Source organism: Paenibacillus ihuae, from assembly GCF_001368795.1.
Taxonomy (GTDB): Bacteria; Bacillota; Bacilli; order Paenibacillales; family Paenibacillaceae; genus Paenibacillus_AQ; species Paenibacillus_AQ ihuae.
Genome location: NZ_LN831199.1, coordinates 630,024 through 646,540 on the forward strand (window position 1 = coordinate 630,024; position 16,517 = coordinate 646,540).

General features: G+C 47.3%; 14 protein-coding genes. 8 read left to right on the forward strand and 6 right to left on the reverse strand.

The features are described from left to right. Positions 1 to 49: 49 nt before the first annotated feature. From mnmE to rpmH, 5 genes are all read right to left on the reverse strand, one after another. Positions 50 to 1,426, reverse strand: a complete 1,377-nt coding sequence (gene mnmE / locus AQR02_RS22525) for a tRNA uridine-5-carboxymethylaminomethyl(34) synthesis GTPase MnmE (RefSeq protein WP_054942649.1) — start codon at positions 1,424 to 1,426, stop codon at positions 50 to 52. A gap of 119 nt (positions 1,427 to 1,545) precedes the next feature. After that, positions 1,546 to 2,280, reverse strand: a complete 735-nt coding sequence (gene jag / locus AQR02_RS22530) for an RNA-binding cell elongation regulator Jag/EloR (RefSeq protein ID WP_054942650.1) — start codon at positions 2,278 to 2,280, stop codon at positions 1,546 to 1,548. Further along, on the reverse strand, positions 2,277 to 3,182 hold the full coding sequence (locus AQR02_RS22535; protein ID WP_054942651.1) for a YidC/Oxa1 family membrane protein insertase: 906 nt from the start codon (positions 3,180 to 3,182) through the stop codon (positions 2,277 to 2,279). The genes jag and AQR02_RS22535 overlap by 4 nt, the downstream gene beginning before the upstream one ends. A gap of 86 nt (positions 3,183 to 3,268) precedes the next feature. Further along, positions 3,269 to 3,619 carry a ribonuclease P protein component gene (gene rnpA / locus AQR02_RS22540; protein ID WP_054942652.1) on the reverse strand — a complete coding sequence of 117 codons (351 nt, stop codon included), beginning with the start codon at positions 3,617 to 3,619 and terminating at the stop codon, positions 3,269 to 3,271. 434 nt (positions 3,620 to 4,053) lie between these two features. Further along, complete coding sequence (gene rpmH / locus AQR02_RS22545; protein ID WP_019914530.1) at positions 4,054 to 4,188, reverse strand: 50S ribosomal protein L34; 135 nt, start codon at positions 4,186 to 4,188, stop codon at positions 4,054 to 4,056. Between the two features lie 674 nt (positions 4,189 to 4,862). Here rpmH and dnaA point away from each other — a divergent pair. From dnaA to gyrB, 6 genes are all read left to right on the forward strand, one after another. After that, on the forward strand, positions 4,863 to 6,209 hold the full coding sequence (dnaA, locus tag AQR02_RS22550) for a chromosomal replication initiator protein DnaA (RefSeq protein WP_054942653.1): 1,347 nt from the start codon (positions 4,863 to 4,865) through the stop codon (positions 6,207 to 6,209). Positions 6,210 to 6,406: 197 nt separating this feature from the next. Continuing rightward, positions 6,407 to 7,549, forward strand: coding sequence for a DNA polymerase III subunit beta (dnaN, locus tag AQR02_RS22555; protein ID WP_054942654.1), 1,143 nt, complete (start codon positions 6,407 to 6,409; stop codon positions 7,547 to 7,549). A 49-nt stretch (positions 7,550 to 7,598) separates the two neighbouring features. After that, a complete protein-coding gene (gene yaaA / locus AQR02_RS22560; protein ID WP_054942655.1) occupies positions 7,599 to 7,826 on the forward strand; it encodes a S4 domain-containing protein YaaA in 228 nt (75 codons plus the stop codon). Positions 7,827 to 7,849: 23 nt separating this feature from the next. After that, the gene (recF, locus tag AQR02_RS22565) at positions 7,850 to 8,968 is read left to right on the forward strand and encodes a DNA replication/repair protein RecF (RefSeq protein ID WP_054942656.1); all 1,119 of its coding nucleotides are present in this window, start codon (positions 7,850 to 7,852) and stop codon (positions 8,966 to 8,968) included. Between the two features lie 16 nt (positions 8,969 to 8,984). Beyond that, a complete protein-coding gene (gene remB, locus AQR02_RS22570) occupies positions 8,985 to 9,233 on the forward strand; it encodes an extracellular matrix regulator RemB (protein ID WP_054942657.1) in 249 nt (82 codons plus the stop codon). A 46-nt stretch (positions 9,234 to 9,279) separates the two neighbouring features. After that, positions 9,280 to 11,190 carry a DNA topoisomerase (ATP-hydrolyzing) subunit B gene (gene gyrB, locus AQR02_RS22575; protein ID WP_054942658.1) on the forward strand — a complete coding sequence of 637 codons (1,911 nt, stop codon included), beginning with the start codon at positions 9,280 to 9,282 and terminating at the stop codon, positions 11,188 to 11,190. Between the two features lie 74 nt (positions 11,191 to 11,264). Here gyrB and AQR02_RS22580 read toward each other — a convergent pair whose 3' ends face one another. Next, positions 11,265 to 12,140 (reverse strand): YheC/YheD family protein, encoded by an 876-nt coding sequence (locus AQR02_RS22580; protein ID WP_054942659.1) that lies wholly within the window; start codon positions 12,138 to 12,140, stop codon positions 11,265 to 11,267. 309 nt (positions 12,141 to 12,449) lie between these two features. Between AQR02_RS22580 and gyrA the strand changes: the two genes are divergently transcribed. Next, a complete protein-coding gene (gene gyrA, locus AQR02_RS22585) occupies positions 12,450 to 14,996 on the forward strand; it encodes a DNA gyrase subunit A (RefSeq protein ID WP_054942660.1) in 2,547 nt (848 codons plus the stop codon). A gap of 248 nt (positions 14,997 to 15,244) precedes the next feature. Beyond that, positions 15,245 to 16,345 carry an HD-GYP domain-containing protein gene (locus AQR02_RS22590; RefSeq protein ID WP_054942661.1) on the forward strand — a complete coding sequence of 367 codons (1,101 nt, stop codon included), beginning with the start codon at positions 15,245 to 15,247 and terminating at the stop codon, positions 16,343 to 16,345. The last annotated feature ends 172 nt before the right edge of the window (positions 16,346 to 16,517 follow it).

The window sequence follows — 16,517 nt, forward strand, 5'->3', positions numbered from 1 at the left end:
ATATAGTTTTATGCAGAACAAGGATCCCATCCGGACCCCTTGCCGCATATTATTTGCCCAGACAGAACTGCGAGAAAATCTGGTCTAGCAGCGAATCAGCAGCGGTATCACCGATAATCTCCCCAAGCTGCTCCCAAGCCAGACGCACGTCAATTTGAATCATATCAATTGGAACAAACATATCAGCTGCTTCAAAAGCATCCTGCAGCGATTTATACGCTTTTTTGAGCAAGGCGATATGCCGTACATTACTGACATAAGTAAGATCGCCCGATTCCAGTTTGCCGCCGAAAAACAGCTCCGAAATGGCTTCCTCCAGCTTATCCAGCCCTTCCTCCTCCAGCACCGACATCGGCACAATGCTCGATTCGTCAAAGAACGTAAGCAGCTTGGCTTTGTCCAGGCGTGGCGGTAAGTCCATTTTATTCATGATGACTAAGGCTTGTCTACCGTGGATTTGTTCCATTAGTGCCAATTCATCCTCATGCAATTCTTCATTTGTATTAAGGACAAGCAGGATCAGATCAGCATCACTGAAAGCTGCCTTGGAACGTTCTACACCGATTTTCTCAACGACATCCATGGTTTCCCGGATACCGGCGGTATCCAGGAGCTTCAGTGGGATATTGTTGATCGTTACATATTCTTCTATTACATCACGCGTTGTTCCCGGAATATCGGTTACAATCGCTTTGTTGTCACGGGCAAGCGCATTAAGCAAGGAGGACTTGCCGACATTAGGGCGGCCGACAATGGCCGTCGTAATACCTTCACGCAGAATTTTTCCTTCATTGGCCGTCTTCAGCAGCTTATTGATACCTTCCATTACCTCACTGCTTTTCTCTTTAATGAACTCGGCCGTAAATTCTTCCACATCATGCTCAGGATAATCAATATTCACTTCAATGTGAGCCAGAGTCTCTATAAGGGTATGGCGCAAACTCTTGATCCGCTCGGATAACGATCCGCTGACCTGTTTCAGGGCAACGGAAAATGCACGGTCCGATTTTGAACGAATCAAATCTATGACCGCTTCCGCCTGAGAGAGATCAATCCGCCCGCCCAGAAAAGCGCGCTTGGTGAATTCACCCGGCTCGGCTAATCGGATATCCTGCTGCAGAAGCAGATCCATCACTCTTCTGACTGAGATCACTCCGCCATGGGCACTGATCTCCACTACATCCTCTGTTGTGAAGGATCGTGGTCCCTTCATTACAGTCACCAGGACCTCTTCCATCCGTTCTCCGTCCACCGGGTTAATAATATGACCATAATGAACGGTATGAGAAGCTACTTCCGTAAGCGGGGTTGTACTGCGGAACAAAGGGGCAACCTCAGATATAGCTTCCGGTCCGCTCACGCGGATAATTGCAATTCCGCCCTCGCCCAGTGCCGTCGATACGGCAGCAATGGTGTCACTAAGCATGCTGTTTCTCACCTCATTATATTGTTTAATTTAGAATGTGAATTCCGAAAATCTTATGGTTCTAAAAAAAACAATGACCCCTTACATTGGTCAAGGAGTCATTGCGGCTGTATTCATCTCTACTTCAATGTTATAACGACGCGCCGGTTAGGTTCTTCACCTTTGCTAAGCGTGCTGACTTGACGATGATCCTGCAGCCTGGAATGGATAATCTTACGCTCCTGTGGCGACATGGGCTCCAGCACAACCTCTTTACGGGTCCGAACTACACGGCCAGCCAACCGGTCAGCCAGTTCTTCTAATGTCTTCTTGCGGCGTTCGCGGAAATTCTCCGCATCAAGCACCAGACGGATGAAACTGTCAGAATAACGGTTGGCCACAATATTAGCCAAATACTGCAGAGCATCGAGAGTTTGTCCTCTTCTGCCAATCAGGAGGCCGAGATCCGGACCGGAGATTTGCAGAATGGTCGATTCCTTGGTATGAACGATTTCCACTTCCACTGTGAGCCCCATGCTCTTGGCGACATCTACAATGAAATGAACGGCCTCTTGGTAAGCTTCCTCCACCGGTTGTCCGGAATCTTGGCGCGGCACACCGCCGCCAGCCTCCTGTTTGCTCTCTCGTGTTGACTGCTGAGGCAGTGACGGAGCACTCGCCGCTGACGCCGGTGCGGCTTCGGTAATCAAGGTGAGTTCCACCTTGGCACTTTTCGCACCGATCAATCCAAGGAATCCTTTTGACGGCTGTTCAAGTACGTTGACCGTTACCCGGTCCTTTTGAACTCCAAGCTGGCCCAGTCCCCGTTCCACAGCTTCTTCAATGGTTTTCCCTGTTGCGACGACTTTGCTCATTTTGACTTTTTGGCCCCCTTCGTTGCTTTGCCGCTATTGCCTTTGGCAGCAGGAGTAACATCCTTGCGAGCGCTTGTACCCTTGCCCTTCACAAGATTAATTTCTTTGCCGGTATCGGCAGCTGCGACAGCCAATTTGGTCTTATCGTTGTTGCGGTATAAGAAGTAGTTCTGAATGATGGTATAGATGTTGCTGTATACCCAGTACAAAGGAAGAGCAGCCGGGAAGTTGTACGACATGATGAATATCAGAACCGGATATACCATCATCATGAACTGCATCGGACCCTGCTGCTGAACCGGATTCATTTTGGTCATCATCCGGGTCTGGAGGAACGTTGTAGCCGCAGCTAGCAGCGGCAGGATAAACAATTTATCCGGTTCCCCCAGCTGAAGCCATAAGAAAGAATGCTCCCGCAGATCAGGGTTATAATAAATCGAGTTGTAAAGCGCGATAAAAATCGGCATTTGCACAATCAGCGGCAGACAGCCTGCCATAGGGTTAACTTTGTTCTCCTGGAAGAGACGCATTGTTTCCTGCTGCACCTTTTCAGGCTCATCTTTATATTTTTTCTTAATCTTCTCGAGTTCCGGTTGAATGGCCTGCATCGCACGCGAGCTCTTCACCTGTTTCATGGTAAGCGGCAAAATTAACGTGCGGACAATGATAACCATTACAAGGACGGCCAGTCCATATTGTCCATTAAACCACTTTGCGAACGTATCGAGGGCGATGGCGAAATAATAAACTACATTACTTTGCCAGAAGCCTCCGTTTTTTAAATCCTCCGTTGTGTGCGTCACTGCAGTTGACGGAGAGCATCCCGACAAAACAGCGATCATTAGAACCATTAACCCGAGGAGAAGAAACATTTTTCCTCGTTTAGTCTTCAATAGAGACACTTCAAAACCCCTCTCTTAAACATTCCATTGCACCGTAAATCATACCATAATTATGAATACAAATAAACAAGCCTCTTCCGCAGCCATTACTTGCGTGAAGCCTTGAGCAGCTTGGCTTTGCGCAGCACATGGAGGGCACTTTTCTCGAGCTCCGCATAATCCATGTTTAGGGCTCCTTTTCTCACGATAAATACCATATCCAGCCCGCCGGCAATTTCCGGCTCGTGATGACGGACAATTTCCTTCACCAGTCGTCTCATCCGGTTGCGGACGACGGCGTTTCCGACCTTTTTGCTGACCGACACACCAAGCCGGAACCGCTCCACCTCTTTTCTGCTGAACCAGTACACAACAAACTGATGATTCGCAAATGACTTCCCATGGCGGTATACGCGGCTGAAGTCCGCACGGTTTCGTAATCGTAAACTTTTGTGCACGGGAATCTCCTATTCAAATACCGGGCTTTAGGGAAGCTCCGGAAATTTATCTTCTAATTAGTATAGTCATCCGGCTGCCGCCATAAACGGCTTGTCCGGGATCAAGCATGTTCTTCATTATATCTGCGTATACATAAGAAGAAACGGCCTTGCCGTCCTTTTTAGGGAGGTATCCGTTTCAGCGAGAAAGAGAAGGATAATTTAGAGTATGACACTTATAAATTCTTATCTGTTAAAAAAGGCCCGCAAAGTGTAGCCAGGAGCCTTTGCAGAGCCTAAAAAGTGTCCATTCACAAATAAGAAAACGGCTTTCTTCCATATAACAGGACGATATCCGTTTCTGCCCTATATAAGGAAGCAAAAAATACAGATCTGCATTTATGCCCCCTTATATTTAAAAAAGGACCACCGCAGTGGTCCCTAAGTGGCCTAACTTACGCACTCAAAACTTTTCTGCCTTTCAGGCGGCGGGCTGCCAGCACTTTACGGCCGTTTTTCGTGCTCATTCTTTTGCGGAAACCATGCACCTTCTTGCGTTTGCTCACATTCGGTTTGAACGTCGGTCTCATGTATTGCACCTCCCTTACAGGATCTTAATTACTGTCATATTAGCAGAAACGGTCTAAGCCGCCCTTTTGAGTAGGGACAGTATCTACAAGTATTATCAATTAAATTTGGAGACATATCCTCACAGAAAACACCTTTATATATTTAAACACAGAATCGTCCCAAAAGTCAACCGTTTCTCTGTACTCCCTCCTCCTGTCCGCAGATTGTTTATCCACAGTCCTTTAGATTCAAAAAACTAATCCACAAGCTTTTACAGTTATCCACCTGTGACTAAAAAATAAATCCACATTCACAAAAGTGAGCACAACCTGTGTATAAAAAAATAGGGGACATGACGGAACCTGTCGAACGGTAAACAAATTATCAACAATATGTAGTGGTGTTCTTAAAAATTATACACAAGTGATTGAATTTGTGGATAAAATGGCTCGGCTCATTGAAAAACAAGGGTGGTTTTGCTATGATGGTATTACTTTTGAATGTGAATAGATTTGTTTGTTCTCTATATTATCAACAAGCTGTGGATAAAGTTGTGAACAATTCAAATTTATCCATATTTTTTTGTCTCTTGATATTGCATATTGGGGATAAGATTCAGCACGAACCCATTTTCTTCGACATTTCCACTTCATGGCTGACGCCACATTTGGAAGATTTAAAGGAGTGACAGTCTGTGGACAGCCATACTTCCGAATTATGGCAGCAAATTTTATCGATTATTCAAACTAAACTAAGCAAACCGAGTTTTGATACATGGTTTAAAGCGACGAAAGCATTATCGTTTAGCTCTCAGGCCCTTATCATCTCGGCACCTACAACTTTTGCCGTAGAATGGCTGGAAAGTCGTTACACAAAACTGGTAGGAGCTACAGTTTATGAGGTTACCGGACAACAGGTGGACGTCAAATTTGTAATTGAGGAGAACAAACCCTCAGAGCCTGTAATTCAACAGATGGCGCCTTCGCCTGCAGTATCGCGTGAAGAAGCGCAGACCCATCTGCTTAATCCGAAATATACGTTCGATACGTTCGTAATCGGTTCCGGCAACCGTTTTGCGCATGCAGCCTCGCTGGCTGTGGCCGAAGCGCCGGCCAAGGCTTATAACCCCCTCTTCTTGTACGGCGGCGTGGGACTGGGAAAAACCCACTTAATGCATGCCATCGGGCACTATGTGCTGGAACATAACCCTAACAATAAGGTTATCTACATCTCGTCCGAGAAATTTACGAATGAGTTCATCAATTCCATCCGTGACAACCGCGGCGAAAGCTTCCGCAACAAATACCGCAATGTTGACATTCTGCTAATTGACGATATTCAATTCCTGGCCGGCAAAGAGTCTACGCAGGAGGAATTTTTCCATACGTTTAACGCTCTGCATGAAGAACGCAAGCAAATCATCATCTCCAGTGACCGTCCGCCAAAGGAAATTCCAACACTGGAAGAACGGCTGCGCTCCCGGTTTGAATGGGGACTTATTACCGATATTCAGCCGCCGGATCTGGAGACGCGGATTGCCATTCTGCGTAAAAAGGCCAAAGCGGAGAACCTTGACATCCCCAATGAGGCAATGATGTATATCGCTAACCAGATTGATACGAATATCCGTGAGCTGGAAGGCGCGCTGATCCGGGTTGTGGCTTACTCCTCACTAACCAACCAGGATGTAACCACTCATCTGGCAGCCGAGGCACTGAAGGACATTATCCCGTCCAGCCGGCCAAAAATGATCACCATCGGTGATATTCAGCAAAAGGTCGGAGAATACTACAATTTGCGCATGGAAGATTTCAAAGCGCGCAAACGTACCAAAGCCGTCGCTTTTCCGCGGCAAATCGCAATGTATCTCTCGCGTGAACTAACGGATTATTCGCTGCCTAAGATTGGCGAAGCCTTTGGAGGACGCGATCATACAACTGTAATTCATGCCCATGAGAAGATAACACAGTCATTAAAGGTCGATCAGGAGTTGTACAAAGTGGTCAATAATCTTGCGGAGAAAATTAAAAATCCTTCCTAAGAGGAACAAAGAGCCTATACACAATCTATACACATGTGGGTAGGCTTAATTTTATGCTGTTTAAGGGAGTTATCCACATAAACGGAGCCCCTACTACTAATACTATTAAAGATCTATAATAATTCATCTTCTAAGAGCAGGTTTCAAAGAGGATAAACGTAAGCCTATTTCCCAACTTTTCAGCTAGGAGTGAAATCATGAAAATAAGCATTCTTAAAAATGAACTCAACGAATCCATCGGGCATGTATCCAAAGCTATCTCCAGCAGAACGACTATTCCGATTCTGACCGGCATCAAGTTTGAAGTTAGCCATCAGGGAGTTACACTGACTGCAAGCGACACGGATATTTCGATTCAATCCTTCATTCCGGCTGAAAATGACAGCCATACGATCGTAAAAGTCGAACAGCCCGGAAGCGTAGTGCTTCCTGCCAAATTCTTCGTTGAGATTATCAAGAAGCTTCCCTCCAAAGAAATTCACATGGAAGTCAAGGAAGGCTTCCAAACCTATATCTCCTCCGGATCCACCGAGATTCAAATCGTCGGTCTTGATCCTGAGGAATTTCCTGTTCTGCCCAGCATTGAAGAGAATGAAACGATCTCTCTGCCGGGCGACCTGCTGAAGAATATGATCAAACAGACCGCTTTCTCCATCTCTACCCAAGAAACAACACCAATCCTCACCGGGATTCTGTGGAATTTGAGCGATAATGAATTCAAATTCACGGCGACTGACCGCCACCGCCTGGCCACACGAGCAGCGCACCTGGAAGGTACAGAAAGCGTACAATTTGCGAATGTCGTAATCGCCGGCAAAACGCTGAATGAGCTGAGTAAAATTATTCCGGACCAGAATATGCTGGTTGATATTGTCGTGGCCGATAACCAGGTTCTGTTCAAAATCGATAAAGTGCTGTTCTATTCGCGCATCCTGGACGGCATTTATCCGGATACTTCTAGAATTATTCCGACCAACTACAAAACAGAACTAACGCTCGATACAAAAAAATTAAGCGAATCCATCGACCGTGCTTATTTGCTGTCCCGTGAGGAAAAAACAAATATTGTGCGCATGCAGACTTTGGATAACGGTGATGTTGAGATCTCCTCCAGCTCCTCAGAGCTGGGTAAAGTCCGTGAAGAACTGGAAGTCATTGATTTCAAAGGCGAACCGCTGAAAATTTCCTTCAACTCGAAATATATGCTGGATGTGCTGAAGGTTGTCGAAAGCGAGCAGCTGGTTATTGCTTTTACGGGCATGATGAGTCCGATCATCTTACGGCCTCTAGATGAGAGCCGCAGCCTGTATGTGATTCTGCCTTACCGCACAACTAACTAACGCCGCTGTTCACGGACCTGTGGATAAGTGGTGGAAAGGATAAAAAAACATGAAAAAAATACTTATCCACAGTGGATATATTAAGCTCGACCAATTCCTGAAGCTCTCTGATTGTGTATCCACAGGGGGAATGGCTAAGGCTTTGCTGCAGGAGGGCCATGTGCTCGTTAACGGAGAAAAAGAAGATCGGCGTGGAAGAAAGCTCTACCCGGGTGATAGAATAGAGGTACAGGACAACGGCGTTTTTGAGGTTGAAGGCGGCGGAATAAAAGAGTAGTACTTCGGGGAGGCTTAAGCTTCGTGTTTGTCAAAAATATCGGTCTGCAGCATTATCGCAACTACGGGTTGCTGCGTCTGGAAAATCTGGGCGATGTGAACCTGATTCTTGGCCAGAACGCCCAGGGCAAAACAAACCTCATGGAGGCTCTGTTTGTTCTGGCGATGACGAAAAGCCACCGCACATCCAAGGACAAGGAGCTCATTTCGTTTGATGCTCCAGGAGGATCTGCTCAGATTGTTGCCGAAGTAGAGCGCAAGTACGGGGATTTGAAGCTGGAGCTGACGTTGTCCGCCCAGGGCAAAAAAGCCAGGATCAACGGACTGGAGCAGCGCCGGCTGAGCGAATTTGTCGGCTCGCTTAATGTGGTCATGTTTGCTCCGGAAGATTTGGAAATTGTCAAAGGTACGCCGGGTATCCGCCGCCGTTTTCTCGATATGGAAATCGGGCAGGTGCAGCCCAGCTACCTTTTTCACTTACAGCAGTATCAGAAAGTCCTCCTCCAGAGAGGCAATTTGCTGAAGCAGCTATGGGGCAAGGAAGCTGCAGGCAAAGAGCTTTTAGAAATATGGGATGCCCAACTTGTAGAGCATGGTGTTAAAATCGTCAAAAAAAGGAAACAATTCATAAAGAAGCTGCAAATATGGGCAGAGAGCATTCACCGGGGCATTACGAACGGCGGAGAAGAGCTTAAACTGCTGTATGTTCCTTCCTTCGGAGAGCGTGAAGAGGAAGATGAAGCTGTCTTATTGGACAAATTTATGTTAAAGTTATCACAAACGAGAGAACAGGAAATCAGGCGCGGCATGACGCTGACGGGTCCCCATAGGGATGACCTGTCCTTTTTTATCAACGGAAGAGAAGCTCAGGTCTACGGTTCCCAGGGACAGCAGCGTACGACAGCTTTATCGCTCAAGCTGGCGGAAATTGAACTGATCCATGAGGAAATCGGAGAGTATCCTGTGCTGCTTCTTGATGACGTTTTGTCCGAACTTGATCCCTATCGTCAGACCCAGCTTATCGAAACTTTCCAGAGCAAGGTGCAGACCTTCATCACCGCCACCGGTGTGGAGAGTTTAAATGCTGATAAGCTTAAGGACGCAAGCCTGTTTCATGTTCATGAAGGAAAAGTGGAGAATTAAAGAGCGGAGGCAGAGCATGTATATTCATTTGGGCGGGGAGAAGATTATCAGGTCTTCAGAATTGATTGCTATATTTGATATATCGATTGAGAAATCCTCCAAGGTGTCGAAGCAGTTCATCGTTCATTCGGGCCAGGACAAAAAATTGGAACGAATCGGTGAAGAGGAAGCGAAATCCATCGTCGTCACCAAAAATACGGTATACTACTCCCCTATATCCTCCTCCACTCTCAAAAAAAGAGCCAAAATCTTGTTAGAGATATAGTTTAATCTGGGTTACAAGAGATAATCTGAAAGAAGTAGGTGAAGGCATGTCAATGAATCAACCGACATATGATGAGAGCCAGATTCAGGTGCTTGAGGGGCTGGAAGCTGTTCGGAAACGTCCCGGCATGTACATCGGCTCCACTAGTGCCAAAGGTCTGCATCATTTGGTCTGGGAGGTTGTCGATAATAGTATCGATGAGGCGCTGGCAGGTTTTTGCGACCGGATTCAAGTGATTATACATGAAGATAACAGTGTTACCGTTATTGATAACGGGCGGGGGATTCCTGTTGGTGAGAATGTGAAGCTGAAGAAATCAACGCTTGAAGTTGTAATGACTGTCCTGCATGCAGGCGGTAAGTTCGGCGGCGGCGGGTACAAGGTATCCGGCGGTCTGCATGGCGTAGGTATTTCAGTCGTGAACGCCTTGTCCGAGAAGGTAGTTGTAACCGTTAAGCGTGACGGCCATGTCTACCAGCAGGAATACAGACGAGGTGCACCGCAGTATGATATCAAAATCATCGGAGATTCCGATGAAACCGGCACAACTACAACTTTCCTTCCCGACCCGGAGATTTTTACCGAAACGACTGTTTTTGAATATTCTACATTGCTTACACGTATTCGTGAGCTGGCTTTTCTTAACAAGGGGATTGAGCTTTCGCTGCTGGATGAACGGACGGGAGTTTCCAACTCGTTCAGATATGATGGCGGTATCGTTGAGTATGTGAAATATTTGAACGAGAAAAAAGAAGCACTGCACGAGGAACCTATCTACGTGGAAGGCTCACGGGATATGATTGCAGTTGAAGTAGCCCTGCAGTACAACGATTCTTATACAGAGAACATTTACTCTTTTGCTAATAATATCAATACGCACGAAGGCGGGACGCATGAATCCGGCTTTAAGAGCGCCTTGACAAGAATAATCAATGACTATGCCCGCAAGACGGGAGTTATTAAGGATAGCAGCGGCAACCTGACCGGGGATGATGTTCGTGAAGGGTTAACGGCGATTATTTCCGTTAAAATTCCTGAGCCGCAGTTCGAAGGCCAGACGAAGACTAAGCTTGGCAACAGTGAAGTACGCGGAATTGTAGAGTCGCTGTTCGGGGAGAAGCTCCAGGAGTTTCTGGAAGAGAACCCGGCGGTTTCACGGCGTGTGCTGGAGAAATCCCTGCAGGCTTCCCGTGCCCGTGAAGCGGCACGTAAAGCCCGTGAGCTGACCCGGCGTAAGAGTGCGCTTGAAGTCAGCGCCCTTCCCGGTAAGCTGGCTGACTGTTCGTCCAAGGATGCTTCGATCAGCGAGTTGTACATCGTCGAAGGGGACTCTGCCGGCGGATCTGCCAAGCAGGGGCGCGACCGTCATTTCCAGGCGATTCTGCCGCTGCGCGGGAAGATCCTGAACGTCGAGAAGGCAAGGCTTGACCGTATTTTGTCCAATGCTGAAATCCGGGCGATTATTACCGCTCTCGGAACAGGCATCAGCGATGATTTCGATCTGTCCAAAGCCCGTTACCACAAAATTGTTATCATGACCGATGCAGACGTCGACGGTGCCCATATCCGTACCCTGCTGCTAACCTTCTTCTACCGCTACATGCGGAAGATTATCGAAGCGGGATATATCTATATCGCGCAGCCGCCGCTGTTCAAGATTGAGCGCAACAAGGTAATCCGCTACGCTCAAACCGAGAGAGAACGCGATGAAATTATCGCTACCTTTGGTGAGAATGTTAAGGTCAATGTTCAGCGCTATAAAGGTCTCGGAGAAATGAATGCCACTCAGCTGTGGGATACTACCATGGACCCTGAGAGCCGTATGATGCTGCAGGTAACGATTGAGGATGCTATTTTGGCTGACGGTATTTTTGATACACTGATGGGTGATAACGTTGAACCGCGCCGTGAGTTTATTCAGGAGCATGCGCAATCGGTTCGTAACCTTGATATCTGATAATACCCCCTGACAGATGACAGACACAGACCCCCGGCTTCTATTCGTAATTGAATAGCAGACCGGGGGTTTTATTATAGTTTGGAGAGAAGTTTGCGGCGGGGGCGGGTTGCTGGCCGGGTTCTTTTTAAACGTCCATAGGCAACAGCATAGCGGTGAATTCTGCGGTAAATGGATTTATCGGGAAACATTTTGAACACCATGATCGCGGGGAGTGTGTTAACCTCAAGCAGCCACAGGTCATGATGCTGATCTATTGCCACGTCCAACCCGATTTCTTTGAGTCCGGGGTAGGCGGTTTCAAGCTGTGCGGCAATTTTGACTCCCAATGATTTAAGCTGCTGAATCGTTTTCGCCATTTCCCCTGGCTTCATGTGCTCTTTAAACAATGCCTCCACGGAGATTATACTGCCCCCGTTATGATAGTTCGTGACTACTTTTTGCGGTGCGGCCACTCTTCCGAGCATACCTGTGGTCTCCCAGGAGCCACCCGGATTTTTTTGTGTGAGCACGCGCAGATCAAACGGCCTTCCCTGGTGGCACAGCAGATCGATTCCCTGCTGCACCAGATAGGGACGTCCTTTGATTTTAGAGATTAATGCAGCATGGAGTTCTTCTACCGAGTTATATACCTCTGCATCCTTGGCATATCGTAAAATGTACATGACCTGCTCCCGTGTTTCGGGTACACCACTGTCTGCTGCTGTGTCCTCAAGATCCGGTTGCTGTCCGCTGGGGCTTAAGTGTACTGTGCGCCGTTCGGCCCGCATAACCCCGGTACCATAGGTCCCGCGGTCAGGCTTAATATATACCGTGCCATAGACTTCAAGCAGCTCAGACAAATGCTCCATCTTATATTTTCGCGTTTCCGGAATGAAGATTGCCAGCAGACGGTTTTGCAGGATGACTGCTGTTTTAGCCCATTTACTGGACACCCGTTGAATCCTCATTATCTTCCTCCTAGCCTATTCTTCATTGAATTTTGCATGCTTAATTGTCAGGACAAGCTAGCTAAATAATGTTATAATATAAGGATATGAGGTTATGCCTCTATGAGCGAAAATAGGGCCATAAAGCCACTCCTCTTGTCTGTATAGTCTATGTACTGAAGGCATTGGCGGAAAGGGCATATACCCCTACATGTGCTAAAAGAAATGAATAATAGCAGATATAAGGCTACCCGTGTTTAATTGTGCTGTTTTTGTGAAAGTAATATAATAAAGGGTAGCGGTTTTTAACTGAAGGAGGTCCAGCAACTCATGGCTGAACAAAATAACCCGCAAATCAAAGATCGGGACATTGGTGAGGAAATGCGCGAATCCTTTATGGATTACGCAATGAGCATCATTGTAAGCCGAGCTTTGCCGGATGTGCGGGACGGACTTAAGCCTGTTCACCGACGCATTTTGTTTGCGATGTCGGAACTCGGAATGTCTCCGGATAAACCTCACAAGAAGTCAGCGAGAATCGTCGGCGAGGTTATCGGTAAGTACCACCCTCACGGAGACTCTGCCGTATATGAGACGATGGTACGTATGGCCCAGGATTTCTCTATGCGGTATATGCTCGTAGACGGTCACGGAAACTTCGGTTCGATCGATGGAGATATGGCTGCAGCGATGCGTTACACAGAAGCACGCCTCTCCAAAATCGCAGGTGAAATGCTTCGTGATCTCAACAAGGAAACTGTTGATTTCGCACCCAACTATGACGGTGAAGAGCATGAGCCTGTAGTTCTGCCTGCCCGTTATCCCAACCTGCTTGTAAACGGGGTATCAGGGATAGCTGTAGGTATGGCTACCAATATTCCTCCGCATAATTTAGGTGAGGTCATTGATGGCGTACAGGCAATGATCAAGAATCCGGACATTACACCTATGGAACTCATGGAATATATTCAAGGGCCGGATTTCCCTACGGCTGGCTACATCTTAGGCCGCGAGGGTATTCGCCAGGCCTATCGCACAGGCCGCGGATCGGTTACGATGCGTGCCAAAGCGACAATTGAAGAGAACAATGGTAAAGCCCGGATCATCGTGCATGAATTGCCTTATCAGGTCAACAAGGCGAGACTGGTTGAGAAGATTGCAGAGCTCGTACGCGAGAAGCGGATTGAGGGCATAACAGATCTGCGGGATGAATCCGACCGTACCGGTATGCGTGTAGTGGTCGAGATGAGACGCGATGTTAATCCGAGTGTTGTACTGAATAACCTGTACAAGCATACGGCAATGCAATCTACATTCGGCATCAATATGTTGGCGATCGTGAACAATCAGCCGGAAATTCTCAATCTTCGTGATGTGCTGTATCACTATTTGCAGCACCAAATTGAAGTTATCCGCCGCCGGACTGTCTTTGATCTGAAGAAGGCAGAGGCACGGGCACATATTCTGGAAGGTCTGCGCATTGCGCTGGATCATCTGGATGAGGTAATCGCCCTGATCAGAGCTTCACGGACAACAGATATTGCCCGTGAAGGCCTGATGGAGACCTTCAGCCTTAGCATCGAGCAGGCACAAGCGATCCTTGATATGCGGATGCAGCGTCTGACCGGTCTGGAACGTGAGAAAATTGAGAATGAATATAACGAGCTGCTGGCCAAGATTGCGGAGTACCGCGAGATTTTGGCTAATGAGCATCTTGTACTGGAGATTATCAGTAATGAGCTTCAGGAAATTCGCGATAAATTTTCCGATGACCGCCGTACTGAAATCACCGTTGGGGAAGAGAGCATTCTTGATGAGGATCTGATTCCGCGTGAAGAAGTCGTCATCACTATTACGCATACCGGCTACATCAAGCGCCTGCCGGTCAGCACCTACCGCAGCCAGAAGCGCGGCGGACGCGGCGTCATTGGCATGGACACTAAGGATGAGGATTTCGTGGAGCATCTCTTCGTGAGCAATTCTCATAACTATCTGATGTTCTTTACCGATAAGGGTAAAGTATACCGGATTAAGGCCTATGAGATTCCAGAGCTTGGACGTACTGCACGGGGAACACCAATCATCAACCTGATTCAGATCGAGCAGGGTGAGAAGATCAGTGCAGTAATTCAGGTTGAAGAAGCAGACAGCGACAAGTATCTGTTCTTTGCGACCCGTGAGGGGATCGTGAAGAAGACGCCTCTGGAAGATTACAATAACATCCGCAAAGGCGGACTGATTGCGATCAATCTCCGCGAAGAGGATTCCTTGATCGAAGTGAAGCTGACCGACGGTCAGCAGAACCTGATTATCGGTACTGCGCGCGGTATGTCAATTACCTTCTCCGAGAACGATGTACGTTCAATGGGCCGCAGTGCAACCGGGGTTAAGGGGATCACCCTTGATGACAACGACCATGTCATCGGTATGGATTGCGTGGATAAGGAGCTTGAAGTGCTGATCGTAACGACCAAAGGTTACGGCAAACGGACACCTGCCGGTGATTACCGTTCCCAGACCCGTGGCGGTAAAGGGATTAAGACGATCAATCTTACGGATAAGAATGGCCCGGTAGTCGGTCTGAAGGTTGTTAAGAATGATGAAGACCTGATGATTATCACGACAAGCGGAACATTGATCCGTACAAGCATGGATGGTATTTCTACTATGGGCCGTTATGCACAGGGCGTTAAGCTGATCAACATCCGTGAGGATGATGCTGTAGCTACTCTTTGCAGAGCGGACAAAGAAGAGGAAGATCTGTCTGAACACGAGGATGGCGAAGAAATACAAGGTACAATAGTAGACGAAATAGAACCGGTGACTGATTCAGAGCCTGAAGCAGATGCTGAAGGTGAAGAGGATAGTCTCGAGTAGATTTAACTAATGAAGCATGAGTTTCTGATCCCAGGAGCTCATGCTTTTTTACGTCTGGAAATGGAGTACAACAATATATTTTAGGAATTAACTGCACACTATCTAGTCGCTTGCCGATATCCATAATATAATTAGAGAGTTAGGCGGTTAGTTGCCGCAAGGTAGCATTGGTGGCCGGTAATGTTCAGTCTCTCCAGCAGAGCAGCATTCCTGAGCGTAAGTTTCACAGAGACAGAGGGGCTGAGTTTATGCCAAACATATCCGTTGCAGAAGTAAAACCAGGTTCGAAAATTATTAAAGACGTCGTTACCCCCTTGGGGAGCGTACTATTCTCTAAGGGTAAGGTCATATTACCCCGGGATATTGAGATTTTGCAGGCTTTCCTGGTTCAACAGGTTGAGATAGAGGGAGCCCAGGGTGAGAACAAGCCCTCAGAGCCGGCTAAAGCCGGTACGAAGCCTGTCTCGGTTAAAACAGGAGCGACCATCAATGAGTCGTTGCTTGCCAAGAGCAATTCTCCCCTTCATGATGAGTACGAGAAAATGCTGGCCTTGGTTAAGCAGAGCTACCGTTCTGTTGCCGCAGCTCCGCTGCCTATTTATGAATTGCGGAGTCAGTTAGAGGCACTGATCAATGAGCTCAAGGATTATCATGTCTTAAAATTTACTCCGCGCGTTATTAATGATCAGGACTATAATTATCATAACGCTGTACTTTCAGCTCTAACCTCTTATAAAATAGCCCAATGGTGCGGATATCCGCAGAAGGATTGGATGCAGGCTGCTTTTGCCGGCTTGCTGCATGATATAGGAAATGTGAAGGTTGATGTCTCACTGCTGCAGAAGCCGACTCCGCTGAGCGGTGCTGAGTTAGAAGAGGTCCGCAGACATACAACCTATGGTTACCAGCTGCTCCGGAATGTTACGGCGATTAATGAAGGAGTCAGACTCGCTGCCCTTCAGCATCATGAGAAAATAGATGGTTCGGGTTATCCGTTGCATCTGGAGGGTACCCAGATTCATTTTTACGCTAAGATTGTTGCGGTGGCCGATATCTTCCACGCAATGACCCTGGAGAAAGCCTACAGGAAGGCACAGTCGCCTTACAAGGTATTGGAGCAGATTCTTACGGAGAGCTTCGGTAAGCTTGATCCGGTGATTGTTCAGACCTTTATTCAAAAAACAACCGACTTATACAATGGAACCAGAATCATGCTAAGTGATGGACGTCATGGTGAAATCATTTTCACTGACCGCAGCAATCCTACCCGTCCGATGGTTCAAGTCGAAGGCAAAATTGTGAATCTGATGCTTGAGCGTGAATTATACATTCAGGAGATCATCGCTTAGTCTGGTTCCATGCATTGTATAAAGCTGTGTTACCTTCCGGTTCTGTTGATTGGGAGCGGGATGAGACACAGCTTTTAATTTGAAATCAATTTTAAAATAATGCTTGCAATCAAACGCCATACATGATATATTCTATTTCTGGCCGCGAAACATCAACGCCGAGCTCGAAAAA